Here is a 26898-nt window from a genome sequence, read left to right as displayed (position 1 = left end):
ACGAACACAGGAGATCCACCTGACGACCACCCACGTCGGCGCAGCGAGAGTGCACCCATTTCTCACGCGAACGCAGGAGATCGACTCGACGCGGTGGGCGACCGGGTTTCGCGCCGGTTGACTCCGAGGCATCCGCACTCACGAGGGAGTCGACAATGCCCAACCTGCCCCTTCTCGACAAGACCACCGCGCCCGGTCCCGCCGCCGATCTGCTGGCCCAGGCCGAAAAGAAGCTCGGCCGGCTGCCCAACAGCTTCAGGGCCATGGCCAACAGCCCCGCCTTGCTGCAGGCCTACCTCGGCCTGTCGGGTGCCCTCGCCGGCGGCACCCTCCCGGCCGGCGTGCGCGACCAGCTCGCGCTCACCGTCGCCCAGTACAACGGCTGCTCCTACTGCCTGTCCGCCCACAGCTACCTCGGCGAGCACGTCGCGAAGGTCTCGCCGGACGAGCTCGAGCGGGCCCGCCACGCGACGTCGGCGGACCCGCACACCGCGGCCGTGCTCGGGCTGGCCGACGCGATCGTGCGCACTCAGGGACACGTCGGCGCGGAGGTCCTCGACAAGGCCCGCGCCGACGGGGTCACGGACAGCGAGATCGCCGAGATCGTCGGCCAGGTCGCGTTGAACGTGCTGACCAACTACTTCAACGTCCTGTCCGATGTGGACATCGACTGGCCGGTCGTCGTCACCGTTTGATCCACTCTGGACAGTCGGCCCCGGACTACCCCGCGGTGAGACTCTGGGGCCGGCTGTGCGGGTAGGCGTCGGCGCGGTTCTGGAAGGTGAGGATGGCGGGGTTCTGGATCACGCCGTCCTCGATCTCGACGGCCCTCCGCAGGGTTTCGTTCGCCGTCCGCGCGTTGGCGCCGCCCAGCACCGCCCGCAGGTACGGCAGCAGTGCCTCGCTGATCTCCCAGGTGGCCGAGTTCCACAGGTAGGACGGGCTGTGGTCCACCGCGTAGTACGTGACGTCGTCGCCGACCACGAACGTCGGCTGCGTGAACGTGGTCGGGCGGGCCCAGCTGAACCCCATGCCCAGGTCGCACGACACGTCGATGATCAGGCTGCCCCGCGCGAACGCGGCGAGGTCCTCGTCGATCAGGAACGTCAGCGGCGCGGCGGTGTCCTGCAGCACGCAGTTGACCACGATGTCGTGTCCGGCCAGGAAATCCGCCAGCGGCACCGCGCCCTCCGGGGTGAGCGCGTGGCTGCGGCGGAGGTCGCCGGTGTCGGTGACGTCGTGGTCCAGGTGCACCATCGTCGCCGAGTGGATGGGCGAGCCGACGGCCGTGACGCCGCGGTGGGTGAGCACGTGGACGTCGTGCACGCCCAGCGCGTTGAGCGCGGTCACCGACCCGCGTGCCGTCGCACCGAACCCGATCACGACCGCGCGCAGGCGCCGGCCGTAGTCGCCGGTCGAGCCGGCGAGGTGCATGGCGTGCAGCACCGAGCTGTAGCCGGCGAGCTCGTTGTTCTTGTGGAACACGTGCAGGCCGAACGACCCGTCACGGCCCCAGTGGTTCATCGCCTCGAACGCGAGCACCGTCAGCCGTCTGTCGACGGCCAGCTGCGTCAGTTGCTCGTCCTGCACACAGTGCGGCCAGCCCCACAACACCTGCCCGGACCGCAACTCCGCGACATCCCTCCAGAGCGGCTTCGCCAGCAGCACGACGTCGGTCTCCGCGATGAGCTCTTCCCTCGACCTCAGCCCCCCGACCAACGCGGCCAGCTCCGCGTCCGGCACACCGAACCGCTCCCCGTACCCGTGCTCGACGAAGATGTTCTTCCGGAGATCGGCGTCGATCCGGCCGAAATGCCGAGGATGAATCGGCAACCGCCGTTCGTTCTCTTTCCGTGATCGCGCGATGACGCCGAGAGATAACTGGTGCACAAGGGCCCCTTTGGTAGACCCCAGTCTTAACACAGTTTTTGCGCCTGCGGGCAACGCCGCCGGTGGCGAGGATCAGCGGACGACCTCGTAGTGCAGGTGGGTCACGCCGGGCGCCGGGACGACCTCGATCAGGCGCAGGTTCACGTGCGCCGGCAGCTCGTGGAAGAACGGGCGGCCTCTGCCCAGCAGGATCGGCACCTGGTGAAGCACGACCTCGTCGACGAGCCCGGCGGCGAGGGCCGAGCTGGCGAGTGCTCCGCCCATCACGCCGACGTCCTTGCTGCCGGCGATCTCCCGCCCGGCGGCGATGGCGTCCGCGATACCGGTGGTCACCAACGTCTGCGCCTCGCTGATCTCGGGCACGTCGTGGTGGCTGACGACGACCAGCGGCGCCGTCGGGTGGGGGCTGCCGCCGCTGAAGTGGCTGGAGTGTTCGTAGGTCGTCCGGCCGGCGACGGCGGCGCCCAGGCGGGAGGCCAGCCCGTCGAAGAAGCGGGCGCTCGGTTCGCTCAGCCTGAAGCCGTCGAACGTGGTGCTCTGCGTGTCGCCGTCGGAGTACCAGTCGAAGAGCATGGCAGCGTCGCCGAGGCCGCGGCCGAACTCGGCCTGGCCTTCAGGCGTGTGGCCGCTGAGGTAACCGTCGACCGAGACGGCGTGGGCGGTGATGACCTTGCTCATGGCGGTCTCCTTCGGTCCGGGACTGCCCATTCTGCCCAGCTCAGAGCCGGTGCCGCCACGGAAAACCCGTGGCGGCACCGGCGGGGCGGGCCAGGGCCGACCCCCGAGAAGGCCCCGGCGAAGCTACTCGGCCAACCGCGTCTGCACCTTCGAAACAGCATCGGCCTGCGAAGGAGTTACCTGTCGCGCCGAAGCCACCTCCGCGCCACAAAACTTGTCCGCCGCCGGGCGCGTGCCGTCCACCAGGAACTGGGTCACGGCGTTGTAGCCGCAGCCGTTGAGCGTCGGCAGCCAGACTCCGTGGCCGCCTTGGTCGACGATGACCATGCGCGCGCGGTCGCCGAAGAGGCGGCGGGTCTCCAGCGCGCCGGACAGCGGCGTGCCCGGGTCGCGGGTGTTGTTGACCAGCAGCAGTTCGACGGACCCTGGTCGCTGAAGCGCACCGGCTTCTCGAGCGGCGCGCTGGGCCAGGAGGCGCACGGCCAGACGTTCGCCACGGCGGCCCCGAACAGCGGGTGCCGAACGCGGTCCGTCGCGACGTCGCGCTGGTAGGTGTCGATCGAGCGCGGCCACGCGTTGTCGCCGCAGACCACGGAGATCATGGTGCTCTTCTGGCTCTGCAAGTCGGTTTCCCCGCCCTCGGGCGCGGGCAGCGGGCCGGCCTCGCCGTTCTGCAGGCCCTGCCACAGCTGCGCCAGCGTGGGGAAGCTGGAGTTGCTGTACACCAAGGAGAAGCTGCTCTGCCGGAACACAGAACCGTCCAGCGTCCCGAGCGGTTGCCGATCGAGCTGCGTGGCGAGGCGGTTGGGCCCAGGACCACGCGGTGCAGCTGCTCGACCTCCAAGCCGGCCCGACGCGGCTCGACGATGTCTTCCGCGCCCTCGGCAGCTCGTGAACCCTTGAGAGAAGGACGTTTCCGTGCGCAACTACCTGTCGAACGCGGTGCAGAAGACGCAGACCCGGACGCGGCACGAAGCCGCCCGCTACGCGCGTGAGCACGACTGGCTCTAGCGTCCGTCCACTGCGGACCTGAAACAAGCAGACACAAAGAAAGGCAGGAATACTTCTCCTGCCACTTCCAACGTATACCGCACCCCGGGGCTTGCGGCAAGACCCTGGTGACGGCGCACAATCGTCCACCGTGGCCGGAACCCGGGTGTCCGGCCCGGAGTCGAAAGTGAAGCGGGGGAAGTTTTCGTGATCGATGTGCTCATCGCCGGTGGCGGGCCGACCGGCGTGATGCTGGCATCCGAGCTGCGGCTGCAGGGCCTGGACGTGGTCGTGCTGGAGCGCGACGCCGGGCCGAGCAAGATCGTGCGCGGGCTGGGCCTGCACACGCGCAGCCTGGAGGTGCTGGACCAGCGCGGGCTGCTGGAGCGGTTCCTGGAGCTCGGTACGACCTACCCGATCGGGGGATTCGCGGGCATCGCCAAGCCGATCCCGCCGAACCTGGACACCGCCTTCCCGCACACGCTCGGCCTGGCGCAGACCGTCGTCGAGCGGCTGCTGAGGGAGCACGCGCTCGAGGTCGGCACCGACCTGAGGTATGGGTGCGAGGTCGTCGGGCTGAGCCAGGACGACGAAGGCGTGACGGCAGAGCTGGCCGATGGCTCGCAGCTGCGTTCGCGCTACCTCGTCGGCTGCGACGGCGGCCGCAGCACCGTGCGCAAGCTGCTCGGGATCGACTTCTCGGGCCACCCGTCGCGGCGGGAGTGGCTGCTCGGCGAGGTGGAGCTGGTGGCGCCCGCCGACGAGGTGCTCGCCGTGATGACGGAGGTCCGCAAGACCCAGCTCGGATTCGGGGCCGGCCCGCTGGAGACCGGGGGCTACCGGCTCGTCACGCCCGCACTGGAGGTGGCCGAGGACCGCACGCGCCCGCCGACGCTGGAGGAGCTTCGGGACGCCACGCGCGCGACCGCCGGAACCGATTTCGGCATGCACTCGCCGCGCTGGCTGTCGCGCTTCGGCGACGCCACCCGCCTGGCCGAGAGCTACCGGTCCGGCCGCGTGCTGCTGGCCGGCGACGCGGCGCACATCCATCCGCCGATGGGCGGGCAGGGCCTCAACCTCGGCATCCAGGACGCGTTCAACCTCGGCTGGAAGCTCGCGGCCGCGGTACACGGCTGGGCGCCGGACGACCTCCTGGACACCTACGAAACCGAGCGGCACCCGGTGGCCGCGTCCGTGCTCGACAACACGCGCGCGCAGGCCGAGCTGATGTCGCTGGAGCCAGGTCCGCAGGCCGTGCGCCGGCTCGTGTCGGAGCTGATGGACTTCGAAGAAGTGCGGCGGTTCCTGATCGAGAAGGTCACCGCGATCGGCATCCGCTACGACTTCGGCGACGGCCCCGGCCTGCTCGGCCGGCGGCTGCGCAACGTGAACCTGAAGCGCGGCCCGCTCTACGCCCAGATGCACGCCGGGCGCGGGCTGCTGCTCGACCAGACCGGCGCGCTTTCCGTGGCGGGCTGGGCGGATCGCGTGGACCACGTCGTGGACGTCAGCGAGGAGCTGGACGCGCCCGCCGTGCTGCTGCGGCCGGACGGGCACGTGGTGTGGCTCGGTGACGACCAGCAGGAGCTGGCGACCCGGCTTTCGCGGTGGTTCGGCGCCTGATTCCGGGTTCGACGCGGCCGGCGTTCTCTTCGAGCCGCCGGCCGCGTCCGCACGGTCAGGCCTCGCTGCCCCAGCCGCGCTGGAAGCCGTCCGAGGTGAGGCCCTCGCGTTCGCCCGGGGCATGGAAGATCGGCAGGTAGCGCTGCGCTTCGAACTCGCCGAGTTCCTTGAGCGCGGCGACTCCGGGGGACGCGAGCCAGGCATCGAGGTCCGCGGGTGAGTCCCAGTGCGTGAGCAGGAGGTAGCGCACGGGCGCGAGCTCGGGGAACTCCTGCAGCGGCCCGACGAGCTGGAACGGCTGCGCCTCGAACTCGCCGACCACGGTTTCGAACGGCCGCACGCCGAACCCGGGCAGGCTTTCGGTCAGCTCCGACAGCACCTGCGCGGCTTCGGTTTCCGACAGCGGGGTCTGGCGCGCGAGGGCGATCTCGGAGAACACTCGGCCCTGGATCTCCTCGCCTTCCGAGGGAAGGCGCCACTTGCGCAGGTACACCGACTTGAACCACGTCCGGTGCGCCTTGTTCTGCACGGCCGTGTGCGCGCGGTCGTGGTACCAGTCGTCCATCGCCGCCGGCGTCGACCACTTGCCGCAGAAGTACAGCCACGGCGAGTTGGCGATGGGCCCGCCGATCACCGCGCGGAACCCCGGCGACGCCGCCGCCACGGGACCGAACTTGTCCTGCGCTGCCCAGAATTGCTCGTCGACACCGGGATTGAGCGTGAAGCACGCCTCCATCACGGTGAGGGTCTGCGGGATCGTCGTCGAAGAGGTCATGCGTCGTCCCTGTCGGTGTGTGGTGGTTGCCGCTGACTACAGCACGGAAGTCCGTGCCACCTCGGGCTTTCAGTGACGCACACCATATGCCTCACTTGCGACGGTCGTCAACAACAAGCGATACAAGAAGAGCCGACCGGGTGAACTGTCCACAATGGCTGCGAGTTTGAGAACACAACTGTGTGCAGTGATGTTGACCGGAGAGTGCGCCGAGGGCTACCGTCTGATTCCGTCGAACACCCGCGTGTCATGAAAATCGGCTCGTCGCCCCGAACGGAGCTCTCCCCGTGGCCCCCTCGTTTCCCCTGCCCACGTCAGCCGACGGCATCCCCGACGCGTTGCTCGCCCGCTTCAACTCCGGCGACGTCGACGCGATGGAAGACCTCTACGCGCCCGAAGCCGTATTCGTGACCAACCCGGGAACCACGGTGAGCGGTTGGCCGGCGATCCGCGAACAGCTCGCCGTGTTCCTCGAGCGGAAGCTGCCCATGAACTGCGAAGTGCGCCACGCGTTCGTGGCCGGCGAGGTCGCGATGTTCGCGCTCGACTGGCGCCTCGAAGGCTCCGACGTTTCCGGGGTGTCCACCGACATCGTGCGCCGCGGCACCGACGGCCGCTGGCGGTTCGTGATCGACAATCCCTTCGGCACCGCGGCTCGCGAACCCGCGTGAACACTCGCCCGCCCGGTCGGTGCCGGACGGGCGAGCGTCCCGGGAGAGGCGGAAAAGAGGACGAACTGCGGGGGCTTCTCCCCCGGCCTCAGCTTGTGCAGCCAAGCCGCTTGCTGCGCCGGCGCGTTGGGCGGGCTCGCGCCGCCGCCTTCCTGGGCGGGAGCGCCGTCGAAGACCGTTGACGGGGCGGCGAGAGCCCCGAGACTTATTCCTCTGCCGGACGGCTACTTGGTGATCGTTGCTCGGTGATTGAGCACTAGGATCGCTGAATGGAGCTGAGGCAGGTCGAGCACTTCCTCGCGGTGGTGCGGTGCGGGAGTTTCACCGCTGCCGCGCAGGAGGTGCACGTGGTGCAGTCGGCGCTGAGCGCGTCGATCCGCAAGCTCGAGGGCGAGCTGGGCACGCCGCTGTTCGAGCGGACCACGCGGCGGGTCGCGCTGACCGAGGCCGGGCGCGCGCTCGTGCCGGCGGCGCACCGGATCGTCGCCGACGTGGTGGCCGCGCGCGGCGAGGTGGCGGCCGTCGCGGGGCTCGCGAGCGGGCGCGTGTCGATCGGGACCATCCAGACGCTGACGGTCGTGGACCTGCCGGCCAAGCTCGGCGTGTTCCGCACGCGGTACCCGGGCGTGCGCATCCACGTGCGCGAGGGTTTGGTGCCCGATCTGGCGGCGGCGGTCGCCAGCGGTGAGCTGGACCTGTCGTTCCTCGCGGGCGAGGAACCGTTGACCGACGAGCTGAGCAGTTTCGCGCAGTGGAGCCAGCACCTGGTGCTGCTGTGCCACCCGGGCCACCGACTGGGCCGGCGCCGCCGCGTCCGCCTCGCGGAGCTCGACGACGAACCATTCCTGGACTTCAGCGGCAGCGGGATCCAGGCCATGGTCGCGCGCCGCTTCGCCGACGCGGGGCTGCGGCAGAACCGCGTCTGCGAGGCCACGCACATGCCGCTGCTGGTGGAGCTCATCGCCGCCGGGCTGGGCGTCAGCATCGTGCCGGAGCCGGTGGCCGAGCGGTCCGGCCTGCCGTTCGCGCGGATCGAGCAACCCACGTTCAGCCGCGCGATCCACCTGGCGGGCCGGGGTCCGGCTCCGGCGAACCCGGCCGCGCGGGCCCTTCTGGCGCACCTGCTCTCCTGACCTTGGGCCTCGCGAACAGCAGCCCACACCCCACGAGCGCGAGCGCCATGGCCACCGTCGTGTAGCCCACGAGCGCCGCGACCGCCGCCAACGCCAGCGCGCGCACGCCGAAGCGCCGCAACAGGCGGACGAGGTCCGTGGTCTCGGTGTCCATGCCGTCGAGTATTCGCCTGGCCGGGTCAGCGAGTCCAACGCAGAATTTTGCTGGTATTCAGCTGTGTGGGAGCTGAATCAGGACGCGTGTCGATTTCGGGGAACGCCGTTCGACGTACCCGTGACCGATGCGAGGAGGAAACACATGGCGCACGACACGAACGGTCCCATCAGGCTCTACATGTCGATGTCACTCGACGGGTTCATCACCGGGCCCGACGATCGGGCCGGGCAGGAGCTCGGAAAGGGCGGCGGGAGGCTGTTCAACTGGCTCGACGACCGCCACGGAGACGGCCCCAGTGGCCGGATCTTCCGCGAGGCCATGGCGACCGGCGCGGTGATCTCGGGGCGGCGGACGTTCGAGCTGGCCGGACGGTGGCAGGGCGACCACCACGACGGCGTGGCGATCAACGTCCTGACGCACCACGTCGATCCGGACGACCGGCCGCCCGGCAGCGCGCGGTTCTTCACCGACGTCGGCGAGTGCGTTGCCGAGGCGCGAGCCGCCGCGGGTGGGCGCGCGGTGCTGGTGCACGGCGCGGGTGCGGCGCAGGCGTTGCTGCGCGCGGGTTTGCTGGACGAGCTGGAGATCCACCTCGTGCCGGTGTTGCTGGGCGGTGGGCGACGGCTGTTCGACGACACGCGCGTCGAGCTGCGGCAGGTCCGGCAGTTGACCGATCGGGACGTCACGCACCTGCGTTATGCCGTGGCGGGCCGCCCCCGCTGACGGAGGCGGCCCGCTGGGTCAGGAAATCAGCTGTGCGCCGCGGCCAGCTGGGACTGGTCGGTGGCCGGCGGGACGAGCTTCGGGTATTCCTTCTGGAACTTGGTGATCATCGTCGCGGAGGGGACGATCTTGTTCGGGTTGCCCTGGCCGGTGGCCTGCTTCTCGCCCCACGCGCCGGCGGCCTTGCGCTGGTCGGGGGTGCCGTGGCTGTGCTGGCAGTCGCCGATGGAAGCGTTGAGGTAGGTCACTTCCTGCTGGGTGCGGGCGTCCCACGCCTCACCCTTGGCGTGGGCGACGAAGTAGCCGCCGTACGCGTCGGGGCCCATCTCGCCGGACTCGTTGCGCGGGAAGTTGTCGTGGGCGAAGTCGACCTGGTGGCCGTATTCGTGGCCCAGCACGGCTTCCACCGCGACGTCGTCGAAGCCGAGCAGGTTGGTGGTGTCGAGGATGCCGTCACCGAGCATCACGCGCTTGCCGCCGAAGCTGTCGGCGGGCGCGGAGAACGCGTTGAGCGTGAGCAGCGGGTTGCGCCCGCCCTGCAGCACCGGGAGCTCGAAGAGCACCTTGTTGGCGAGCGCGGCCGCGTCCTTCACGCGCGCCGGCGCGAGGCCGAGGCCGAAGGTCTGCGCCATCTTCGCCGGGCTGCCGAGGTCGGTGCCCTTCCACGCGACGAGCTGCACGTTCCAGCTCTCGATGTCCCAGAACCCGCGCAACTTCGAGATGGCCGAGGTGGCGCGCGACGTGTACTGCCCGTCGGTGCCGAACACCTGCGGCTGCTTGTCGGTGGCGACACCCTGCGCGTAGAGCTGGCCGAGCGCGGAAAGCGCGTCGAAGGCCTGCCCCTCGACCGGCGTGAGCTGCGAGGCGAGCTGGTTCGCATACGTGAGCAGCGCGCCCTCGGTGCAGTCCGCGGCCGGCTTCTGCTTCGCGTTGCCCTGCTTCTGGCCGATGTGGTCGATCGGCGAGTCGATCAACGCGTCGACGCCGGCCCGCGCGCTCGCGGGAATGCCGTTGTACAGGTCCACGACGTTCTGGTACAGCTGCGTCACGTCCTGCTCGACCGTCGACGGCGCCGGCTCGGCCGCGAACGCCGGCACGGCCGTGGCCACCGTGAGCGCGCACAGCGTGCCCGCCGCGGCCAGAGTTCTGCTGAGCGTGCGTGGAAGTTTTGGCACAGGTGTTCCCCTCCTGAGAAAAGACCCGGGATCAAGATCGACAAGCAAGATCACCTTAGGACGGACTCAGGCCCCGAAACGGGCGTCACTCGAAGACCCCCGAGATGGCCTACACCATTCGGCGGGTTCGCGTAGCCAAAAGTACTAGGTCTGAACCGGTCGTCAACAACGACCGACGAAAGTTCTGAGCCAGGCAGGGGAAACAGCGGTTCGGACACAACCTTTTCGCGCCAGGCTCACTGCATTTCGAATGAGTGCAGCAACGCCGGAAAACGCTCGAATGCTTCCCCCAGCCGCGAAGCGAGCTCTTTCAGCAAAGGCAGCCGCGTGGCCACGAACTCGTCCACTGGCAGGTAGCCCGACACCGTCGAGCAACTGACGCCCGCGACCACCGTGCCGCCGAACACCGGGCAGCCCAGAGCGGTGATGCCGACGTCGAGCTCGTCGACGACCACCGCGTAGCCGTCCTGGCGGGCTTGGGCCAGCGAACCACGCAGCGACTCGGCAGAGGTGATCGTGGAGGCCGTCCGGGGGGCGAGCGTGGCAGCGGCGAAAAAGGCATCGACCACAGCCGGACGCTCGTGCGCCAGGATCGCGCGACCGGAAGCGCTGACGTAAGCCGGCACCCGAGCCCCGGGCGTAATCGCGAAGCGCATCAACCGGTCTGTCTGCACGTGGCAGACGTGGAGGATGTCCGTGCCCGCCAGAGCCGTCAAAGAAACGCTGTCGCCGGTTTCGTCGCGGACGCGTTGAAGCAGCGGCTGCGCCAGGCTGCTCAGGTTCATCGCGCGCGTGTAGCCCGCCGAGAGTTCCAGCACGCGCGGAGTGAGGACGAACCGCTTGTCGACCTGCGCGAGGTAGCCGAGCTCCACGAGGGTGAGCAGGAAGCGGCGCGCGGCGGCCGGGCTGAGGCCTGTCGCGGCGGCGACCTGGCTCAGGGACATTTCGGGCTGATCGGGCCCGAACGCCCGCAATACGGTCAATCCCCTGGCCAGCGAGGTGACGAACTGTTCCTTGTCCGCGCTTGACATCGTCGCGCTGCCCTTCCTAATCTCCGTTTACCGCCTAGCGGAAAAATATTCGCTAGGCGAAACTTTAGCACTGCTCCGGCTCAACGAGGAGGCTCGGCGTGCGAACCAATGAACAATCGGCACACCTGACCAGACGGGCGACCATCGCCGCGACGTTCGGCACCGTGGTCGAGTGGTACGACTTCTTCCTCTACGGCACGGCTTCCGCGTTGATCTTCCCGAGCCTGTTCTTCCCGTCCGCCAGCTCGCTCAACGGTTCGCTGCTGTCCTTCGCCACCTTCGCCACCGGGTTCGTCGCCCGGCCACTCGGCGGGGCGATCTTCGGGCACGTCGGCGACCGCATCGGGCGCAAGAACGCGCTGGTCATCACGCTGCTGGCCATGGGTCTGGCAACGCTGGCCGTCGGCCTGCTGCCCACGTACGGGCAGATCGGCGCGCTGGCCCCGATCCTGCTGGTGGTGCTGCGGATCGTGCAGGGCATCGGTACCGGCGGCGAGTGGGGCGGCGCCGCGCTGCTGACCAAGGAGAACGGCAGCAGCCGGCCCGGGTTCTGGGGCGGGTTCCTGTCCAGCGCGGTGTTCGTGGGGCTGATCTTCGCGTCGGTCGTCTACGTCGTGATCGGCGCGCTGGTGAACAACGAACAGCTGCTGTCGTGGGCCTGGCGCATCCCGTTCCTGCTCAGCGTCATCCTCGTCGGCGTGGGCCTGTGGGTGCGCAAGGGCCTGCCGGAGACGCGTGAGTTCGCCCGCATCAAGCAGGCCGGCGAGCAGGAGCGCGCGCCGCTGGTCAAAGCGTTCAAGCAGCCACGCAACATGCTCGCGATCTTCCTCATGCGGGTCGGCCAGAACGCCACGTTCAACATCGTCTCCGTCTTCATCCTCACCTACGCGACCAAGCAACTCGGCCTCGGCAAATCACAGATCCTGTGGGCGACGGTCATCGGCGCCGCCGTCGCGTGCGTGCTCTGCCCGGTATACGGCCACCTCGGCGATCGCTTCGGCTTCGGCCGCGTGATGATCGTCAGCCTGCTCTTCCAGGCTGTGTTCGCATTCCCGTTCTTCCTGCTCGTGGACAGCAAGGGCGTCGCGCCGGTGATCATCGCCGTCACGGTCGGGATCGCCGGTGCCGGAGCGGCGACCGACGCCATCCAGGCCGGCTACTTCGCCGGGCTGTTCAGCACGCGCAGCCGCTACAGCGCCATCTCCGTCGGCCGCGAAGGCGGCACCGTGGTGGGCGGTGGCCTCGCGCCGCTGATCGCCACGGCGTTGCTGGGCTGGCTCCACGGCAGCCCTTGGGCGATCGCCGGCTGGATGACGCTGACGAGCTTGATCGGCATCGGCGGAGTGCTGCTGGTGCGCCCGCACCACGCGGCCGAAGACGTCGTCACCGAGTCCGGCCGCGCCGGTTCGGCCCTGATCTGAACGGGAACCGCGTATGACAACGGGAAACCTTGTGCTCGACGCCGCCGGCAGCACAGTGGGCACGCTCTTCGAAGACCGCGCCCGGACGCACCCCGGCCGCGTCGCGCTGCGGTCCGGCGAGCGGCAGGTGACCTACGGGGAGCTGGCCGAGCGCAGCCGCCGGATCGCCGCGCTGCTGGCGAGCCGGGGCGTGCGGCGCGGCGACCGGGTGGCACTGGTTTCGGAGAACCGCACCGAGTACCTGGAGATCACGCTCGCCGTGGCGCTGCTGGGCGCGATCGTCGCGTGCCCCGGCCTGCGGGCGGGCGCGGACGAACTCGTGGCCTGCCTCGACCTCGTCGAACCCACGGTGCTGGTGACGTCGCCGCGAGCCGACGAGAAGTTCGCCGCACCACTGGGTTCCCGGCCGCGGCTGCTGCTCGGCGAGGCCTTCGAAGCGGAGCTCGCGGCGACGACCCCGTGGGCCGGACCGTCTGCCGCGCGGCCGGAAGACGTCCTGATCATCATCTACACCAGCGGCACCACCGGCGTGCCGAAGGGCGCGGCCATCAGCCACCGCGCCGAGATCGCACGCAGCTCCGCGACGCGTGCGGAGTACCGGCTCGCGGGTGACGACGCGTTCGTCGCCTGGTCGCCGCTGAGCCACATGGGCGCGTTCGACAACTCGGTGAGCACGCTCATCAGCGGCGGCAAGGTCGTGGTCGTCGACGGTTTCGACGCGGCCGAGCTCGCCCACGTCGTGGCCACCGAACGGCTCGGGTGGCTACTGCTCATGCCCGGCACTGTCCGGCGCTTCGCGGACGTCTTGCGGGACAAGCAGATCACGCCCGCCGGGGTGCGCCTGTGCGGGGTGATGCCGGACCTCATCGGGCCGGACGAGATCGCCGAGATCACCGCGCGGCTCGACGCGCCGTTCGCGAACACCTTCGGCACCACCGAAACCGGGTGCCCGCCGTGTTCGGGCGATGCCCTTGCCGTCGGTGTCGAGCCGCGGTCACTGTCCAAAGTGCAGAGCGGCTACTGCGAAATCCGGCTCGTCGACCCGGACGACCAAGACGTCGCCGACGGCGAACCCGGTGAGATCTGCATGCGCGGGCCCACGGTGTTCAGCGGCTACTGGAACGACCCGGCCACCACCGCGCACGACTTCCGCGGCGGCTGGTTCCACCTCGGCGACGTCTTCGTGCGCAACCCCGACGGCACGCTCGATTTCGTCGACCGCGCGAAGTACCTGATCAAGAGCGGCGGCGAGAACATCTACCCCGCCGAGATCGAGCGCGCCCTGCTGCGCCACCCCGAAGTGCTCGAAGCCGTTGTCGTCCGCCGCGCCGACCCGACGTGGGGTGAGGTGCCGGTCGCGTTCGTGGCGCGCGCCGCCGAGGCGGCCGTGTCCGCCGAAGACCTGATCGAGTTGTGCGGCGAGCGGCTGGCGAAGTACAAGCGGCCACGCGAGATCCGGTTCGTGGCGCCGGAGACGTTGCCGCGCAACGCGTCCGGGAAGGTCGTCCGCGGCGAGCTCGAGAAGCAAGCCTGAGCGTCGAAGGAAGGAACACGCATGTTGGGTGATTCACCGGAGTTCCGCTCCGACATCAGCTGGAGCACGTCGAAGAGCATCACGGTGTTCGGCCACGACCTGGTCGACGATCTCGTGGGCAAGGTCGACCTGGGCGACATGGGGTTCCTGGAGCTGACGGGCCGCCTGCCGACGCCGGGTGAGTCCACCGTGTTCAACGCGCTCACCGTCAGCCTGGTCGAACACGGCATGACCCCGAGCGCGATCGCTTCGCGGCTGACGCACTACGGCGCGCCGGATTCCTTGCAGAGCGCCGTCGCGGCCGGGCTGCTCGGACTCGGGACGACGTTCGTCGGGTCCATCGAAGGGGCCGCGCGGTACGTTCAGGAAGCGGACCTCGAAGGCGACCTCGCCGCGGAGGCGGGCGTGATCGTCGAACGGTTCGTCGCCGCGAAGACGCTCATCCCCGGCATCGGCCACCCCATCCACAAGCCGCTCGACCCGCGGGCGGAACGGCTGTTCACGCTGCTCGACGAGGCCGGCCTCACCGGGCCGGAGGTCGCGTTGATCCGGGAAGTCGCGCGCCAGGCGGGACTCGCGCTGGGCAAGGAGCTCCCGGTCAACGTCACCGGCGCGATCGGCGCCATCGCGTCGCGGCTGGGCATCGACTGGCGGGCCGCGCGCGGCATCGGCGTGATGGCGCGGGCCGTCGGCCTCGTCGGCCACGTGCTGGAGGAGATCCGCAGGCCGACCGCGCCCGCCATCTGGCGTGAGGTCGACGAGGCCGCGACCCGCCACCACGAGTGAGCGCCACGGGGCCGGGCTCGGGCCCGGCCCCACGCGCTCAGCTGTCGATCGGTTCCAGCCGGCCGAGGATCTCGTCGCGGCGGGACTCGAACTGCTCCGGCAGCTGGAAGCGCTTACCGAGCTCCTGCGGTGACTCGTCGCAGTCCCAGCCGCCCTCGTTGTGCGTCACGGCGAGCTCGAACAGCGCGCCACCCGGCGACCGGACGTAAATCGACTTGAAGTACTTGCGGTCCCGCAGTTCCGACAGGTCCGTGTAGCCGGCGCCCTCGATCTCGAACTTCAGCTCGTCCTGGTTCTTGAGGTTGTCGGCGTTCCACGCGAAGTGGTGGATGGTGCCGGCGCCGTAGATCCACGTGCCGGGACCGTCGGTGCGGTTGACCACGAGCTCGACCGCGCCGCCGAGCCCGGATCGGCCCGCCTCCAGCGCGAACCGGTCGCCCTCGGCCAGGCCCTCCCGCGCGCCGAGGTGGTTGGCGGCGAACTCGACGGCGGTGTCCGGGCCGGTCACGTGCACACCGACGCCGTAAATGCCGTGGATGGCGTACTCCTGCGGCACTCCCCCTCCGGTGAAGCCGCGCCGCGGGTCGTCGTCGACCTCCACGAGTTGGTACTCGATGCCGCACGGGTGGCGGAACAGCACGCGGCGGCGGTCGAACACGGTCGCGTCGTGCACGTCGGCCGCGCGGTCCTTGAGCCGGTCGGCCCAGAAGTTCAGCGAACCCGACGGGACGGCGAGCAGCACCTCGCGCGCCTGGTTGGTGCCGCGACGGCCGTTGATCCCGGCCTGCCCGAAGGGGAACGTGGTGAGCACGGCGCTCGGGTCGCCGTCGGCGTTGCTGTAGTAGAGGTGGTAGATCGGGATCTTGCCGTCGAACAGCACGGTCCGCTTGATCAGGCGGAGGCCGAGGACGTTCACGTGGAAGTCGACGTCCTCCTGCGCGCCGGCCACCGACATCGTGATGTGGTGGCTACCGTTGAGGTACGACATTCAGGCTCTCCTTTTCTGTGGTGTTCACGTTTTCCGGCCACCGGTGCTGCACGGGCCCGGTCAGCCGTTGCACGAGCTCGCCGGTGTCCAGCAGCAGTTCTTCGCGCCACGGCGCGGCGGTGAGCTGGATGCCGATGGGTAGTCCGGCGGGATCGAAACCGCCGCGGACGACGAGGGCGGGTAGTCCGGCGAGGCTTTGCGCGGCAATTCCCGGGAGGATGATGGCGCGGAAGTCGGGCGGGATGGCGTCGATCGGTGGCGGCGCGATGGGGACGGCGGGCGAGAGGAGCACGTCGACGCGGGTGAACAGCTCGGCCCAGGTGGCGCGCACGTATGCACGGCCCTCTTGGGCGTCGAGGTAATCGGCGGGGTCGGCCGCGTCGGCCAGTTCGAGCCTCGCGCGGACGTCGGCGCCGTACTCGTCGGCGCGGTCCGGCCAGAGGCCCTCCCGCAGGTGGCCGCGGCGGCCTTCGGCCAGGATCGTCGTGCCCAGCAACGGGTTCGCGGCGGGGAGCGTAGCGGCGTCAAGCTCGACGACGGGCAATCCGGCGTTCGCCAGCAGGTCCGCGATGGTGGTGCACACCTGCGCGGCCTCGGTGGTGGGGTCGGCCGGCAGCAGTCCAACGCGCACCGTCGTGGTGTTCGGTGGCGATGCCGGGCCGATGACCGTCCACAACAGACGGAGGTCCTCGACCGTCCGCGCCATCGGGCCCACCACGTCGGCCGAAGGTGCCAGCGGCCGGACGCCGGTGACCGGGACCGCGCCGAACGTCGGCCGAAGACCTGTCAGCCCGCAGAACGCCGACGGCAGCCGGACCGACCCCGCGGTGTCCGTGCCGAGCGCGAGCGGCGCGTACCCGGCCGCGAGCGCCGCCGCCGAGCCGCCGCTCGAACCACCCGGCGTGCGCGAGGGGTCCCACGGGTTGCGGGTCGGGCCAAAGTGCGGGTTGTCGGTGGTGAGGCCCCACGCGAACTCGTGCGTGGCCGTCTTGCCCAGCACGATCGCCCCGGCGCGGCGAATGGCCGCCACCACCTCGGCGTCGGCGGTGGGCACGTGGTCGGCGAACATCGCTGATCCGTATGTGGTGCGCAGGCCTTCGGTGTCGATCAGGTCCTTGACGAGCACGGGGACGCCTTCGAGCGGCCGCGCGGTGCCGTCGGACCACCGCAGTTCGGCGCCTGCGGCATGGCGTGCCGCGGCCTCGAAGTTCGCCGTGGTCAAGGCGTTCAGGCTCGGTTCCCACTCCGCCGCGCGGCGAGCGAGTGTTTCGACCACCTCCACGGGGGACAGGTGACCGGCACGGAAGGCGGCCAGCAGGGCGGTCGCGGACGAGGGCGGAGGAGGTGCTCCGCCCGGTGTGAGGGGACTCATCCCGTCGGGCATGTACTGCACCGTACAGTCGATCTAGGCTCAGCGCTACGCCCCCTGCGCGCCGCACCCGATGAAGGAGAGCCCGATGAAGATCGCGATCCTCGACGACTACCAGCAGGTCGCGCTGACCTTCGCCGACTGGGACTCCCTCGGCGCAGAAGTGCGGGTCTTCACCCGGCCGTTCACCGGACCGGACGAGGTGGTGGCCGGCCTGGCCGGCTTCGACGTCGTGGTCGCGATGCGCGAGCGGACCCGGTTCCCCGCCGAGGTGCTCGACCGCCTGCCGGACCTGAAACTGCTGGTCAGCACCGGTCTGCGCAACGCCGCCATCGATCTCGCGGCGGCAGAGCGCAACGGCGCGGCCGTGTCCGGCACCGGCTACGACGGGCGTTCGACGGTGGAGCTGACCTGGGCGTTGATCCTCGCCGCCGCGCGCAACCTCCCCGCCGAGTTCCGCTCGACGCGCGAGGGCGGCTGGCAGGTCGGCGTCGGCACGACGCTGCAGGGCAAGACGCTCGGCGTACTCGGGCTCGGCGACGTCGGGTCGGCCGTCGCACGCATCGGCCAGGCGTTCGGCATGAAGATCCTCGCCTGGAGCCGCAGCCTCACGCCGGAGCGCGCCACGGCTCACGGCGCCACGGCCGTGACCAGGGAGGAGCTGCTCGAACGGGCTGACGTCCTGTCGATCCACGTGGTGCTCTCGCGGCAGACGCGCGGCCTCATCGGCGCCGGCGAACTGGCGCGGATGAAGCCGTCCGCGCTGCTGGTGAACACCTCGCGCGGCCCGATCGTCGACGAGGCTGCACTGCTCGACGCGTTGCGCCGCAAGGTGATCGCGGCCGCCGCGCTCGACGTGTTCGACCTCGAGCCGCTGCCCGCCGACCACCCGCTGCGCGGCCTCGACAACGCGATCCTCACGCCGCACATCGGATACGTCGCGAAGGAGCTGTATACGACGTTCTACCGCGACGCCGTGGAGGACATCGCCGCGTTCCAGGCCGGTGAGCCGATCCGGTTGATGGGCTGAGGTCATCCGACGGCCGCCCGGGCCGTCCAGAGCTCCGGGAACGGCAGCTCGTCCAGCGTCGGCGACAACCACGTCACGCCGGGTTCGCCGTGGTACGCGGCGCGGTCGCCGAACGTCCGGCGCACGGACATGAGGTGCCGGTACTTCCAGTTCGTGAACTGCTCGGCGACGTCCGCCAGGGCCTCACCCAGCGCGAACAGGTCGCCGCGAGGTTTCTCGTAGACCTCGCGCCAGACCTCGACGACGGCCGCGTCGGGGACATACGGCTCGGCGAAGTCGCGCTGCTCATCCGGCACGGGATGGCCGCGGCGGACGAGGTAAGCCAGCACGTCGTCGTACAGGCTGGGCTCACTGAGCGCGGCCCGCAGCTGGTGTTGACGGGTGGGCGTGGCGTCGAACGGTGTGAGGTCGTCGCGCGTCTTGAGGCCCAGCAGGAAGACCAGCCGGCGGTACATCCACGACTGCAGGGCGCTGTCCTTGCCGTGGCGTTCGGCGAGGCCGCGCAGCACGGGCAGGAGGTCGGCCGGCGTCAGCCAGGCGAGCGAGTCCCACATCCCGCTCAACGCGCGCAGGTGAGCGGCGGCGCGGCGGAGGGTGGCCAGCGTGCGGGTGAGGTCGTCGGCGCGCAGCTCGACCTGGGCGGTGCGCAGCTCGTGGACGACGAGACCGAAGTACAGCTCCATGACCTGCGCGTTCACCAGGAACGCGGGCTCGGCCGGACTGTCGCTGACCAGGTCCTGGAGGGTGTGCAGCTCCTCGTTGCGGACGTAGGCGGCGTACGGCGTGCGCTCGCCGGGCGCGTCCGGGCCCAGCTCGTTGAGCATCGCGTGTTTCCGTCCGACAGCGCCCATGACCAGCTCCTCGTCCCGGATTTCGCGGATCACCTGCGTATAGTGAATACGGAACCTAGCCGGGACCGGCGGGTATAGTCAAGGATTTGGACTAACAGCGATGTCTCAGGTAGTGCGGTCGCGCAACTACGACCTCGGCAAGCGCGCCGACGACGTGCTGGTTACCCGCACGCGCATCGCCGAGGCCGCGATGCAGCTGCACGGCAGCCTGGGCCCGGCCCGCACCACGATCTCCGCCGTCGCCGAGCTCGCCGGCGTCCGGCGAAACACGCTGTACCGCCACTTCCCCACCGAGGACGAGCTCTTCGCAGCGTGCTCCGAGCACTTCTGGTCGCTGCACCCGCTGCCCGACCCCGCACGGTGGCGCCAGGTCGATGAACCGCAGTGCCGGTTCGAGGAAGCCCTCAGCGCCGTGTACGCGTACTACGGCGAAACAGCCGACATGCTCGCGAACCTGACCCGCGACGCCGGGTTCATGCCGGTCGTCGAGCGCTCACTGGAGGAGTACCGGGCGCTGCTCGAGGACATCGCGCACATCGCGGGTGAAGACCAGCCGGCTCGTGCGACGGCTCGGCACGCGCTGGACTTCAGCACCTGGCGCTCACTGGTGCCGCGCGGCGGGCTGAGCGACGACGTCGCGGTGGAGCTGATGTCCGCGCTCGCGTTCGGCACCGCCGGACGCCGGGGCGTCGTGGCCGAACCGGCGCCGCAGCAGGGCAAGCGCGACGCCGTGGTGCGCGCGGCCTTCGCGGCGTTCGCCGAGCACGGGTTCCGCGTGAGCCTCGACGAGATCGCCGAGCGCGCCGGCGTGTCGAAAGTGACCATCTACAGCCATTTCACGAGCAAGGAAGCCCTGTTCCGCACGGTGATCACCGAGCAGCTCGACGAGGCAGTCGCGGCGGCGCGCAAGCTGTCGTCGGGCGAGTTCGATCTGCGCGCGCTGTGCGAAGCGTGCGTCGACGTGCTGACGTCACCCGCGATGGTCAACCTGCACTCCGTGCTGGAGGCGGAGGCAAAGCGGTTCCCCGACGACACCGCGGCGTGGCTCGGTCGCGTGCCGGCGGAGCTGCGGCGGGTGCTCGAAACCGCGGTGCGCGCGTTGCCGGGCATCCGGATTCCCGACCCGGCCGCGGCGGTGAGCCAGCTGTACGCGCTGTGCGTGCAGCCCGGTTCGCCAGACGTGATCGAGTCCGGGGTGGCGATGTTCCTGAAGTTCTACGAACCGCCGCCGAACACCAAGCCCAGCAAGGCGTAACCGCCGGTGCCGAGGGCCACGAGCGGCAGGGTGGCCGCGGCGGGCCGCCACGAGTGTCGGCTGAGGACGGCGAGCAGCACCGCGGCCACGACCAGCATCGTCACGCCCGCGCCGGGCGAGCCGAGGACCACGAGCCGGTACAGCCCGTCCACCGCGAAGAGCGCGACCAGCAGCGCGAGGCCGACGGCGCCGGGCCGGCTGTCCGGCCGGGCCGCCACCACGCCGCGCCGAGGCCGAAGACGATCCCCGCGAGCACCCCACCGACCGCCCACACGACGGCGGTGACCAGCGCACTCGCCGAATACAGGCCGTTCACGGCTTGGGCCACGCCGTACCAGACCACGAGCGCCAGCAGCAGCGAACCCACCGCCGCCGTGGCGACCCGCCACGACGGCCGCCCGCCGGCGCAGCCGACGAGGAAGGCGAGCGCGGACCAGGTCGCGATCGAGTTGGTCGTCCAGCCGAACGGCGTCAGCTGCGTCAGGTAAGTGCCGGCGCCCAGCACCACGCCACCGGCCAACGCGACGATTTTCTGCATCAGCCTTCCAGGAACTCGAGACGGTTGCCCACCGCGTCGAACGTGTGGAACCGGCGCCGTCCGGGGATCTCCGCCGGATCCGCCCACACCACCCGGTGCCCGGCGGCCGCCACCGCCTCCGCCGTGGCGTCCACGTCGACCACGAACGCCGGGTGCGCCTTTCCCGCGGGCCGGAAGTCTTGTTCGACGCCGACGTGCAGCTCCCCGTCCGGCCCGCCGACCCCGGGCACGCGGAACCAGCACCCGCCGCGCCGGGCGAGCAGCGGCGGTTTCGGCAGCTCGGGCCACCCGAGCACCCCGGTGTAGAAGGCGCGCTGCGCGTCCTCCGCCCCGGCCGGGCAGGCCACTTGCACGTGGTGGATCACGGCATCGAGGCTACCCGGCAGCGAAGGCGACGACCATCGGCTTCAGGCCCGGCGTCGCCATGACCACCACGGCCTACGTTGATGCCCAGAACGGCGCGGGCGGCTACGACAGCGGCAATTTCTCCCACTACGCCAGCGACTACGTCTCCGCGCCGGGCTCGTGTGTCATGTTCGGCGGCTACATCTACAGCCGTGCGAACAGCGGTGGCACCTACGCCTACGTCCACAGCGACTGGGGCTGGTGCGGCTGACCCGCGCGGTTCACTCGAACGGGAAGTCACTCGGGCCGCCTGCCCGGCCATGATCGCCTTATCTTCGGAGCGTGGCCTACCTGCTCACGTCGATCCCGTTCTTCGCCGGCTTCGCGATCAGCTTCCGCTTCGAGCGGCGGCGGCTGCTGAACGGCGTGTTGTTGCTGGCCGGGCTGTTGTTCCTCGCGATCGGCGTGATCTTCGCGCTGCTGGACATCCCCGCGGTCCACGACGTGGTCGACGGCAGCGTGCTGGCGATCGCGTTCTTCCTCGTGGTCGCGGTGCTGCTGCCGGCGTTCCTGGTGCTCAACGGACTGCAGATGGTGCGCCGCGAGGGGCGGCGGCTGGGGAACCTGCTGTCGCTGCTCGCGGGGCTGGCGATGTTCGCCTTCGCACCCGCGTTGCTGGTGCTGGGGAAGAACGCGGTGCCGCGCGCGGTGGAGGTGGTGATCATCAGTGTGTCCATTGTGCTCGGTTACCTCAGCCTCGCGTTCGCCGCGTTCGTGCTGTGTTCGGTGGGGTACGGGCTGCTGCGGCCGCCGAAGGGCGCGGACTTCATCGTGGTGCACGGGTCGCGGCTGATCCGCGGTGCGGTGCCGCCGCTGCTGGCCAGCCGGCTCGACCGGGGGCGGGCGTTGTACGACGCGGGAGTCGCGCGAGGAGCGGCGCCCACGCTCGTCACGTCCGGCGGTCAAGGTGCCGACGAGACGCAGCCGGAAGCCGAGGCAATGGCCGATTACCTGGTGGCGCAAGGCATTCCGCGCGAGGAGATCGTGCTGGAGGACCGTTCCACGACCACGCGCGAGAACCTGATCTACAGCCGCGAGCTCATGACCGAACGCAAACCCGGCTACCACTGCCTGCTCATCACCAACAACTTCCACGCCTTCCGCACCGCGATGCTGGCGCGACGCCTCAAGGTCAACGGCCAGGTCGTCGGCTCCCACACCGCCTGGTACTACGTGCCGAGCGCCACGATCCGCGAGTTCATCGGCATCCTGCGCGACTACCGGATCCTCAACGGCGTGGTGATCGTGCTCCTCGCGGGGGCATACCCGGTGTCGCTGGCCTTCTGAGCCGCTGGGACACCGGGTCGGCGCCGGGGAATCGGCCGCGATGAATCTGCCGAAGACACTCTCACACCACCGGGGCACCGGTCCGCGCCCGAACACCGGCCGCGTCCTCCCCTGGCGCCACTTCCACCAGCCGCAGGCCGTCCGGGGTGATGTCGAGGACGGCGAGGTCGGTGATGATGCGGTCGACCACGCCGGTACCGGTCAGTGGAAGCGTGCAGCGCGACACCAGCTTCGGCTCGCCGTCCTTCGTGACGTGATCGGTCAGCACGACCACGCGTTTCGTGCCGGCGACCAGGTCCATCGCGCCGCCCATGCCCTTGACCAGCGTGCCGGGGACGCTCCAGTTGGCGAGGTCCCCGTTGGCGGCGACCTGCAACGCACCCAGCAACGCCAGGTCGATGTGGCCGCCACGGATCATGGCGAACGACGTGGCCGAGTCGAAGAAGCTCGCGCCCGGGGCCACGGTGACGGTCTGCTTGCCGGCGTTGATGAGGTCGGCGTCCTCCTCGCCCTCGACCGGGAACGGGCCCAGGCCGAGGATGCCGTTTTCGCTCTGCAGCGTGACGTGGACGCCGTCGGGCACGTGGTTCGCGACCAGCGTCGGGATGCCGATGCCGAGGTTCACGTAGTCGCCGTCGCGTAGTTCGCGGGCGGCGATGGCGGCCATTTCGTCGCGGGTCCAGCTCATGCGCGGGCCACCTCCTTCGGGCGGACGGTGCGTTTCTCGATGGCCTTTTCCCGTTGCCTCGCAAGGACGAGCCGCTGGACGAACACGCCCGGCGTCATCACGCTTTCCGGGTCGGCGAAGTCGTCCAGCAGGATCTCCGCTTCGGTGAGGCAGACCCGTCCGCAGGAAGCGACGAGCGGGTTGAAGTTGCGTGCCGCCAAGCGGTATGTGAGGTTGCCGGCGCGGTCGGCCGTGTGGGCGTGGACCAGCGACACGTCGGCGACGATGCCGCGTTCGAGCACGTAGGTCCGGCCGTCGAAGTCCGCGTGGGGCTTGCCGTCGGCCACCGGGGTGCCGACGCCCGTCGGCGTGTAGAACGCGGGAATGCCGGAGCCGCCGGCACGCAGGCGTTCGGCGAGGGTGCCCTGCGGGACGAGCTCCACGTCGAGCTCGCCGTCGAGGAACTGGCGGGCGAAAAGCTTGTTCTCACCGACGTAGGAAGCGACCACTTTGGACACTTGATGGTTCTCGAGCAGGATCCCGAGGCCCTGGCCGTCGACGCCCATGTTGTTGGACACCACGGTCAGGTCGCGCACACCGGAGTCGCGCACGGCCTCGATGAGGCCCGTCGGGTTGCCGCTCAGGCCGAACCCGCCCACGGCGAGGGTCGCGCCGTCGGTGAGCACGCCGGCGAGTGCTTCGGTGGCGCTGGGGTAGATCGTCGGCATGGTGTTCCTTCCGTCCACTGAATGATCGGACGGCGTCACTCAAGAGCATGGGTTTGCGCCTGGTCAACGACGCCGCCTGGGCCTCTCACTCGATGGTCGCCGGTCGAGAGCGGCGTTCACTCAGTGAACGTGTGAACGTATGCTGCAGAGCATGAGCAACGCCCCGGACCACCTCGTCGGCCGCGCGGCCGCGGTGCTGCGCGCGCTTTCTCACGGCCAGGGCTCCACGACCACCGAAGTCGCGCGCGCCGCCGGTCTGGCCCGCCCGACCGCGCACCGACTGCTTACCGCGCTGGGCGACGAGGGGTTCGTGGACCGTGACCAGCGCACCGGGCAGTGGCACCTGGGCCCGGAGCTGTACCTGCTCGGCGAGGTCGCCGCCCAGCGCTACGACGTGACCGAGCACGCGCGCGCGAGCGTCCACCGCCTGGCCGAGGCCACGGGCGAGAGCGCGTTCTTCTCCGCCCGCCGGGGCGACGAAACCGTGTGTCTCCTCCGCGAGGACGGCAGCTTCCCGATCCGCTCCTTCGTCCTGTACGAGGGCGCGCGCTTTCCCCTCGGCGTCGTCTCGGCGGGACTCGTCGTGCTGTCCTTCCTGCCCGACCGCGACATCGACGAGTACCTCGGCCGCGTCGACCTGAGGCAGAAGTGGGGCGCGGCGCACAGCGCGGACGAGCTCCGCGCCCGCATCGCGCGCACCCGCGAGACGGGCTATTCGCTCAACCCGGGCCTCGTCGTCGAGGGCAGCTGGGGGTTGGCGGCCGCGGTGTTCGGCCGCTCGGGCGCGCCCGCGTGGGCGCTTTCGCTGACGGGCGTGCAGTTCCGCTTCCCGCCGGAGCGGCTCACCGAGCTGGGCGCGCTGCTGCTGCGTGAGGCCCATGCGCTGACCCGGAAACTGTCCTCGGCGTAGGCTCGCCACGAGACTTTCGTCCACAGTGGACCACGGCAAGAGGAGCGCAGCAGTGACCGAGACACCGGCCTTCGCCGAGCGCATGAAAACGATGCTCAACGAGGCGTGCCTCGCCCTGCAGGTGAGCGTCGGGCACCAGACCGGCCTGTTCGACGTGCTGGCCGGCCTGGCCCCGTCGACGAGCGAGCAGATCGCCGGGGCCGCCGCCCTGAACGAGCGTTATGTCCGGGAATGGCTCGCCGCGATGACAGTCAGCGGCATCGTCTCCTACGACCCTGAGACTCGTCGCTACACGCTGCCGGCCGAGCACGCCGCGTCGCTCACCCGCGCCGCGGGCCTGGGCAACCAGGCCTCGATGCTGCAGTACCTCGCGATGATGGGCGAGGTCGAGCAGCAGGTGGTGGCCGCGTTCAAGGACGGCGACGGCGTGCCGTACTCGGCGTACCCGCGGTTCCAGAAGCTGCAGGGCGAAGAGTCCGCGCGCACCTTCGACGCCGAGCTGCTCACCACCGTCCTGCCGCTCGCGCCCGGCCTGGCAGAGCGGCTGACCCGCGGGATCGCGGTGCTCGACGTCGGCACCGGCCAGGGCCACGCCGTCAACCTACTGGCACGCGCGTTCCCCGCCAGCACCTTCACCGGCGTGGACGTCTCCGAAGCCGGCATCGCCGCCGCGCGGGAAGAAGCACGGGCCTGGGGGCTGACGAACGCTTCGTTCGCCGTCTCCGACGCCACCCGTCTCGAAGGCGAGTACGACCTCGTCACCACCTTCGACGTGATCCACGACTCCGCGGCGCCCGACGACGTCCTCGCGGCCATCCACCGCGTGCTGCGCCCCGGCGGCACCTACCTCATGCAGGACACCGCGTGCTCGACGCGGCTCGAGGACAACATCGCGCACCCGCTCGCGCCCGCGTTGTACACGTTCTCCGTCTTCTACTGCATGAGCGTCTCCCTCGCCCAAGGCGGCGTCGGCCTCGGCACGATGTGGGGCGAGCAGGACGCGCTGGCGCGCCTCGCGACGGCGGGCTTCACCGACGTGACCACCGGCAAGCGTCCCGACGACGTGATGGACCTCTACTACGTCGCGCGCAAACCCGCGTAGCTCTCAGTTCTTGCGCGCGAGCGGCCAGCGGCGGCCGATCGCGACGTGCAGGATCACCGACACGCCGATGGCGTTGAGGGTGACGTGGCCGACCCAGCCGATCGGCGTGCCGCGGTTCCAGTGCAGTTCTTCGGCCAGCGCCAGCAGGACCACGTGCAGCACCGCGGCGAGGGCCAGCGTCAGCAGCAAGGACACGGTTCGTTCGAGCCACGCGGGCCAGCGCGCCGGCAGGGCGTCTTCGAAGAGCATGCCGACCACCAGCCCCGCGGCCACGAAGTCGCCGGCGAGCGCGGACAACGTCGGGACGGGCAACCATCGCAGCACCACGTAGGTGAGGATGCCGGCGCCAATCGTCGCGACGTTCGCGCAGACGAACCGCACCCACTGCTTGCGCACGTAGTGGAACGGCCAGCCGCGCCACATCACGAACAGCAGCACCTGCCACACGCCGATGAACGTGAGCACCGCGCCGAACACGCCGGGATCGAGCAGCCCCTGGCCGCCGCCCTTGAACGGGGTTCCGCCGAGCAGCAACACGTACAGCAGGATCGAGATCGCCCACGACAGCACCACCGCGCAGATCCCGCCCGGGATGGGCTTGAGCCACAGACGCAGCGGCCAGTGTTCGCTCACCAGCGTCAGTTCGAGCATCACCACGAACGCCGCGCCCGCGAGCGGCATCGTCACGGGGAACGTGCTCAGCTCGAGGTTCTCCGGCGTCGGGTCGAAGATCGCGGCGAACGACAGGTGGCCCACCACGGCCTCGCCGAAGAGCGTGAGCCCGATCCCGGCGACCACGATGAGCGCCGTGTCCGCCCACCCGGCCCAATCCGGCCCGAGCCGCGTGCCCGGCCAGTCCTCCCACCAGAACGCGATCATCGACACCACCGGCAGCGCGAACGTCACGATCGGCGCGAGCACCAGCAACGACGACTCCGCACCCCCGGCCCCGATGGCGATCAGCACCGCGACGACGACCACCGGCAGGAGGCCCGCCAGGCCGAGCCCTGGTTGCCGGGACCAGCGCGACGTGCCGGGTCCGGCCGGGTCGGTTCGGCGGTGCCGTTCGCGGCGGCTGATCGCGGGGTGGGGTGTCGCGGTCCCTGCTTGGCCGGTGCCTTCCGCTCTGCCGCTCACCGTGAGCCGTACCCTCCGTCGGTCACGAGCCCGCACGCCTGTCG

29 protein-coding genes and 1 pseudogene are annotated in these 26898 nt (G+C 70.2%); 15 read left to right on the top strand and 15 right to left on the bottom strand.

The annotated features are described in order from the left end of the window. Positions 1–155 precede the first annotated feature (155 nt). The gene (locus K1T34_RS25880) at positions 156–695 is read left to right on the top strand and encodes a carboxymuconolactone decarboxylase family protein (protein ID WP_220246762.1); all 540 of its coding nucleotides are present in this window, start codon (positions 156–158) and stop codon (positions 693–695) included. Positions 696–720: 25 nt separating this feature from the next. Here the strand turns inward: K1T34_RS25880 and K1T34_RS25875 are convergent, their stop codons facing one another. From K1T34_RS25875 to K1T34_RS53495, 3 genes are all read right to left on the bottom strand, one after another. Continuing rightward, on the bottom strand, positions 721–1890 hold the full coding sequence (locus K1T34_RS25875) for a N(5)-(carboxyethyl)ornithine synthase (protein ID WP_220246761.1): 1170 nt from the start codon (positions 1888–1890) through the stop codon (positions 721–723). 72 nt (positions 1891–1962) lie between these two features. Continuing rightward, on the bottom strand, positions 1963–2568 hold the full coding sequence (locus K1T34_RS25870) for a dihydrofolate reductase family protein (RefSeq protein ID WP_220246760.1): 606 nt from the start codon (positions 2566–2568) through the stop codon (positions 1963–1965). A gap of 123 nt (positions 2569–2691) precedes the next feature. Then, on the bottom strand, positions 2692–3048 hold the full coding sequence (locus K1T34_RS53495) for an alpha/beta hydrolase (RefSeq protein WP_255638711.1): 357 nt from the start codon (positions 3046–3048) through the stop codon (positions 2692–2694). A 435-nt stretch (positions 3049–3483) separates the two neighbouring features. Between K1T34_RS53495 and K1T34_RS25860 the strand changes: the two are divergent. Both K1T34_RS25860 and rox read left to right on the top strand, forming a co-directional pair. Next, a pseudogene (locus K1T34_RS25860) lies at positions 3484–3579 on the top strand (DNA-binding response regulator); the annotation flags it as partial. A 186-nt stretch (positions 3580–3765) separates the two neighbouring features. Then, the gene (gene rox, locus K1T34_RS25855) at positions 3766–5181 is read left to right on the top strand and encodes a rifampin monooxygenase (RefSeq protein WP_220246759.1); all 1416 of its coding nucleotides are present in this window, start codon (positions 3766–3768) and stop codon (positions 5179–5181) included. A gap of 55 nt (positions 5182–5236) precedes the next feature. On the opposite strand, the gene K1T34_RS25850 is transcribed toward rox, so the two are convergent. Further along, positions 5237–5956: a hypothetical protein gene (locus tag K1T34_RS25850; RefSeq protein WP_220246758.1), complete on the bottom strand. Its 720-nt coding sequence runs from the start codon at positions 5954–5956 to the stop codon at positions 5237–5239. 287 nt (positions 5957–6243) lie between these two features. Between K1T34_RS25850 and K1T34_RS25845 the strand changes: the two genes are divergently transcribed. From K1T34_RS25845 to K1T34_RS25835, 3 genes are all read left to right on the top strand, one after another. Next, positions 6244–6627, top strand: coding sequence for a nuclear transport factor 2 family protein (locus K1T34_RS25845; protein WP_220246757.1), 384 nt, complete (start codon positions 6244–6246; stop codon positions 6625–6627). Between the two features lie 269 nt (positions 6628–6896). After that, positions 6897–7760, top strand: a complete 864-nt coding sequence (locus K1T34_RS25840; protein WP_220246756.1) for a LysR family transcriptional regulator — start codon at positions 6897–6899, stop codon at positions 7758–7760. A 298-nt stretch (positions 7761–8058) separates the two neighbouring features. Next, a complete protein-coding gene (locus K1T34_RS25835; protein ID WP_220246755.1) occupies positions 8059–8640 on the top strand; it encodes a dihydrofolate reductase family protein in 582 nt (193 codons plus the stop codon). A 26-nt stretch (positions 8641–8666) separates the two neighbouring features. On the opposite strand, the gene K1T34_RS25830 is transcribed toward K1T34_RS25835, so the two are convergent. Further along, on the bottom strand, positions 8667–9815 hold the full coding sequence (locus tag K1T34_RS25830; RefSeq protein ID WP_220246754.1) for a M48 family metalloprotease: 1149 nt from the start codon (positions 9813–9815) through the stop codon (positions 8667–8669). Between the two features lie 236 nt (positions 9816–10051). Beyond that, the gene (locus K1T34_RS25825; protein WP_220246753.1) at positions 10052–10846 is read right to left on the bottom strand and encodes an IclR family transcriptional regulator C-terminal domain-containing protein; all 795 of its coding nucleotides are present in this window, start codon (positions 10844–10846) and stop codon (positions 10052–10054) included. A gap of 98 nt (positions 10847–10944) precedes the next feature. On the opposite strand from K1T34_RS25825, the gene K1T34_RS25820 reads away from it, so the two are divergent. The 3 genes from K1T34_RS25820 to K1T34_RS25810 are packed head-to-tail and all read left to right on the top strand — an operon-like array spanning position 10945 to position 14587. Further along, positions 10945–12267 carry an MFS transporter gene (locus tag K1T34_RS25820; protein ID WP_220246752.1) on the top strand — a complete coding sequence of 441 codons (1323 nt, stop codon included), beginning with the start codon at positions 10945–10947 and terminating at the stop codon, positions 12265–12267. A 13-nt stretch (positions 12268–12280) separates the two neighbouring features. Then, entirely contained in the window at positions 12281–13801 is a 1521-nt protein-coding gene (locus K1T34_RS25815) for a class I adenylate-forming enzyme family protein (protein ID WP_220246751.1), read from the top strand. Between the two features lie 21 nt (positions 13802–13822). Further along, the gene (locus K1T34_RS25810; RefSeq protein WP_220246750.1) at positions 13823–14587 is read left to right on the top strand and encodes a citryl-CoA lyase; all 765 of its coding nucleotides are present in this window, start codon (positions 13823–13825) and stop codon (positions 14585–14587) included. A gap of 37 nt (positions 14588–14624) precedes the next feature. Here K1T34_RS25810 and K1T34_RS25805 read toward each other — a convergent pair whose 3' ends face one another. Together K1T34_RS25805 and K1T34_RS25800 are read right to left on the bottom strand one after the other, a co-directional pair. Continuing rightward, positions 14625–15575 (bottom strand): VOC family protein, encoded by a 951-nt coding sequence (locus K1T34_RS25805; RefSeq protein WP_220246749.1) that lies wholly within the window; start codon positions 15573–15575, stop codon positions 14625–14627. Beyond that, complete coding sequence (locus tag K1T34_RS25800; RefSeq protein ID WP_220246748.1) at positions 15556–16959, bottom strand: amidase; 1404 nt, start codon at positions 16957–16959, stop codon at positions 15556–15558. The genes K1T34_RS25805 and K1T34_RS25800 overlap by 20 nt, the downstream gene beginning before the upstream one ends. A 73-nt stretch (positions 16960–17032) precedes the next feature. Here K1T34_RS25800 and K1T34_RS25795 point away from each other — a divergent pair, with 73 nt between their 5' ends. Beyond that, positions 17033–17974 (top strand): D-2-hydroxyacid dehydrogenase family protein, encoded by a 942-nt coding sequence (locus tag K1T34_RS25795; protein WP_220246747.1) that lies wholly within the window; start codon positions 17033–17035, stop codon positions 17972–17974. Between the two features lie 2 nt (positions 17975–17976). Here the strand turns inward: K1T34_RS25795 and K1T34_RS25790 are convergent, their stop codons facing one another. Next, complete coding sequence (locus K1T34_RS25790; protein ID WP_255638710.1) at positions 17977–18858, bottom strand: tryptophan 2,3-dioxygenase; 882 nt, start codon at positions 18856–18858, stop codon at positions 17977–17979. A gap of 67 nt (positions 18859–18925) precedes the next feature. Between K1T34_RS25790 and K1T34_RS25785 the strand changes: the two genes are divergently transcribed. Beyond that, positions 18926–20080 carry a TetR/AcrR family transcriptional regulator gene (locus K1T34_RS25785; RefSeq protein WP_220246746.1) on the top strand — a complete coding sequence of 385 codons (1155 nt, stop codon included), beginning with the start codon at positions 18926–18928 and terminating at the stop codon, positions 20078–20080. Here the strand turns inward: K1T34_RS25785 and K1T34_RS25780 are convergent. The 3 genes from K1T34_RS25780 to K1T34_RS25770 are packed head-to-tail and all read right to left on the bottom strand — an operon-like array spanning position 20041 to position 20983. Beyond that, positions 20041–20232, bottom strand: a complete 192-nt coding sequence (locus K1T34_RS25780; RefSeq protein WP_220246745.1) for a hypothetical protein — start codon at positions 20230–20232, stop codon at positions 20041–20043. The genes K1T34_RS25785 and K1T34_RS25780 overlap by 40 nt on opposite strands. Then, positions 20181–20618, bottom strand: coding sequence for a DUF6518 family protein (locus K1T34_RS25775; RefSeq protein WP_220246744.1), 438 nt, complete (start codon positions 20616–20618; stop codon positions 20181–20183). Before K1T34_RS25775 ends, K1T34_RS25780 begins: the two co-directional genes overlap by 52 nt. After that, positions 20618–20983: a glyoxalase gene (locus K1T34_RS25770; RefSeq protein ID WP_220246743.1), complete on the bottom strand. Its 366-nt coding sequence runs from the start codon at positions 20981–20983 to the stop codon at positions 20618–20620. Before K1T34_RS25770 ends, K1T34_RS25775 begins: the two co-directional genes overlap by 1 nt. Before the next feature lie 59 nt (positions 20984–21042). On the opposite strand from K1T34_RS25770, the gene K1T34_RS25765 reads away from it, so the two are divergent. Then, positions 21043–21234, top strand: coding sequence for a hypothetical protein (locus K1T34_RS25765; protein ID WP_220246742.1), 192 nt, complete (start codon positions 21043–21045; stop codon positions 21232–21234). A gap of 71 nt (positions 21235–21305) precedes the next feature. After that, entirely contained in the window at positions 21306–22310 is a 1005-nt protein-coding gene (locus tag K1T34_RS25760; RefSeq protein ID WP_220246741.1) for a YdcF family protein, read from the top strand. Positions 22311–22371: 61 nt separating this feature from the next. Here the strand turns inward: K1T34_RS25760 and K1T34_RS25755 are convergent, their stop codons facing one another. Both K1T34_RS25755 and K1T34_RS25750 read right to left on the bottom strand, forming a co-directional pair. Continuing rightward, a complete protein-coding gene (locus K1T34_RS25755) occupies positions 22372–22998 on the bottom strand; it encodes a 3-oxoacid CoA-transferase subunit B (RefSeq protein WP_220246740.1) in 627 nt (208 codons plus the stop codon). Beyond that, positions 22995–23705, bottom strand: a complete 711-nt coding sequence (locus K1T34_RS25750; RefSeq protein WP_220246739.1) for a CoA transferase subunit A — start codon at positions 23703–23705, stop codon at positions 22995–22997. Before K1T34_RS25750 ends, K1T34_RS25755 begins: the two co-directional genes overlap by 4 nt. A 151-nt stretch (positions 23706–23856) precedes the next feature. Here K1T34_RS25750 and K1T34_RS25745 point away from each other — a divergent pair, with 151 nt between their 5' ends. Together K1T34_RS25745 and K1T34_RS25740 are read left to right on the top strand one after the other, a co-directional pair. Continuing rightward, positions 23857–24615 (top strand): IclR family transcriptional regulator, encoded by a 759-nt coding sequence (locus tag K1T34_RS25745; protein ID WP_220246738.1) that lies wholly within the window; start codon positions 23857–23859, stop codon positions 24613–24615. A 52-nt stretch (positions 24616–24667) separates the two neighbouring features. Continuing rightward, on the top strand, positions 24668–25717 hold the full coding sequence (locus K1T34_RS25740) for a class I SAM-dependent methyltransferase (RefSeq protein WP_220246737.1): 1050 nt from the start codon (positions 24668–24670) through the stop codon (positions 25715–25717). Between the two features lie 3 nt (positions 25718–25720). On the opposite strand, the gene K1T34_RS25735 is transcribed toward K1T34_RS25740, so the two are convergent. Beyond that, a complete protein-coding gene (locus K1T34_RS25735) occupies positions 25721–26854 on the bottom strand; it encodes a hypothetical protein (RefSeq protein WP_220246736.1) in 1134 nt (377 codons plus the stop codon). Positions 26855–26898: the final 44 nt, after the last annotated feature.

The organism is Amycolatopsis sp. DSM 110486, assembly GCF_019468465.1.
GTDB lineage: Bacteria > Actinomycetota > Actinomycetes > Mycobacteriales > Pseudonocardiaceae > Amycolatopsis.
The sequence above is the reverse complement of the archived record's forward strand: the minus strand, read 5'-3'. Positions and strand labels throughout refer to the sequence as shown.

Bases quoted from the DNA above. Each gene is read 5' to 3' on its own strand.
- K1T34_RS25880 (WP_220246762.1), top strand. From the start codon at position 156: ATGCCCAACCTGCCCCTTCTCGACAAGACCACCGCGCCCGGTCCCGCC.
- K1T34_RS25870 (WP_220246760.1), bottom strand. From the start codon at position 2,568: ATGAGCAAGGTCATCACCGCCCACGCCGTCTCGGTCGACGGTTACCTC.
- K1T34_RS25850 (WP_220246758.1), bottom strand. From the start codon at position 5,956: ATGACCTCTTCGACGACGATCCCGCAGACCCTCACCGTGATGGAGGCG.
- K1T34_RS25840 (WP_220246756.1), top strand. From the start codon at position 6,897: ATGGAGCTGAGGCAGGTCGAGCACTTCCTCGCGGTGGTGCGGTGCGGG.
- K1T34_RS25835 (WP_220246755.1), top strand. From the start codon at position 8,059: ATGGCGCACGACACGAACGGTCCCATCAGGCTCTACATGTCGATGTCA.
- K1T34_RS25825 (WP_220246753.1), bottom strand. From the start codon at position 10,846: ATGTCAAGCGCGGACAAGGAACAGTTCGTCACCTCGCTGGCCAGGGGA.
- K1T34_RS25815 (WP_220246751.1), top strand. From the start codon at position 12,281: ATGACAACGGGAAACCTTGTGCTCGACGCCGCCGGCAGCACAGTGGGC.
- K1T34_RS25810 (WP_220246750.1), top strand. From the start codon at position 13,823: ATGTTGGGTGATTCACCGGAGTTCCGCTCCGACATCAGCTGGAGCACG.
- K1T34_RS25805 (WP_220246749.1), bottom strand. From the start codon at position 15,575: ATGTCGTACCTCAACGGTAGCCACCACATCACGATGTCGGTGGCCGGC.
- K1T34_RS25800 (WP_220246748.1), bottom strand. From the start codon at position 16,959: ATGCCCGACGGGATGAGTCCCCTCACACCGGGCGGAGCACCTCCTCCG.
- K1T34_RS25795 (WP_220246747.1), top strand. From the start codon at position 17,033: ATGAAGATCGCGATCCTCGACGACTACCAGCAGGTCGCGCTGACCTTC.
- K1T34_RS25785 (WP_220246746.1), top strand. From the start codon at position 18,926: ATGTCTCAGGTAGTGCGGTCGCGCAACTACGACCTCGGCAAGCGCGCC.
- K1T34_RS25775 (WP_220246744.1), bottom strand. From the start codon at position 20,618: ATGCAGAAAATCGTCGCGTTGGCCGGTGGCGTGGTGCTGGGCGCCGGC.
- K1T34_RS25765 (WP_220246742.1), top strand. From the start codon at position 21,043: ATGACCACCACGGCCTACGTTGATGCCCAGAACGGCGCGGGCGGCTAC.
- K1T34_RS25755 (WP_220246740.1), bottom strand. From the start codon at position 22,998: ATGAGCTGGACCCGCGACGAAATGGCCGCCATCGCCGCCCGCGAACTA.
- K1T34_RS25750 (WP_220246739.1), bottom strand. From the start codon at position 23,705: ATGCCGACGATCTACCCCAGCGCCACCGAAGCACTCGCCGGCGTGCTC.
- K1T34_RS25745 (WP_220246738.1), top strand. From the start codon at position 23,857: ATGAGCAACGCCCCGGACCACCTCGTCGGCCGCGCGGCCGCGGTGCTG.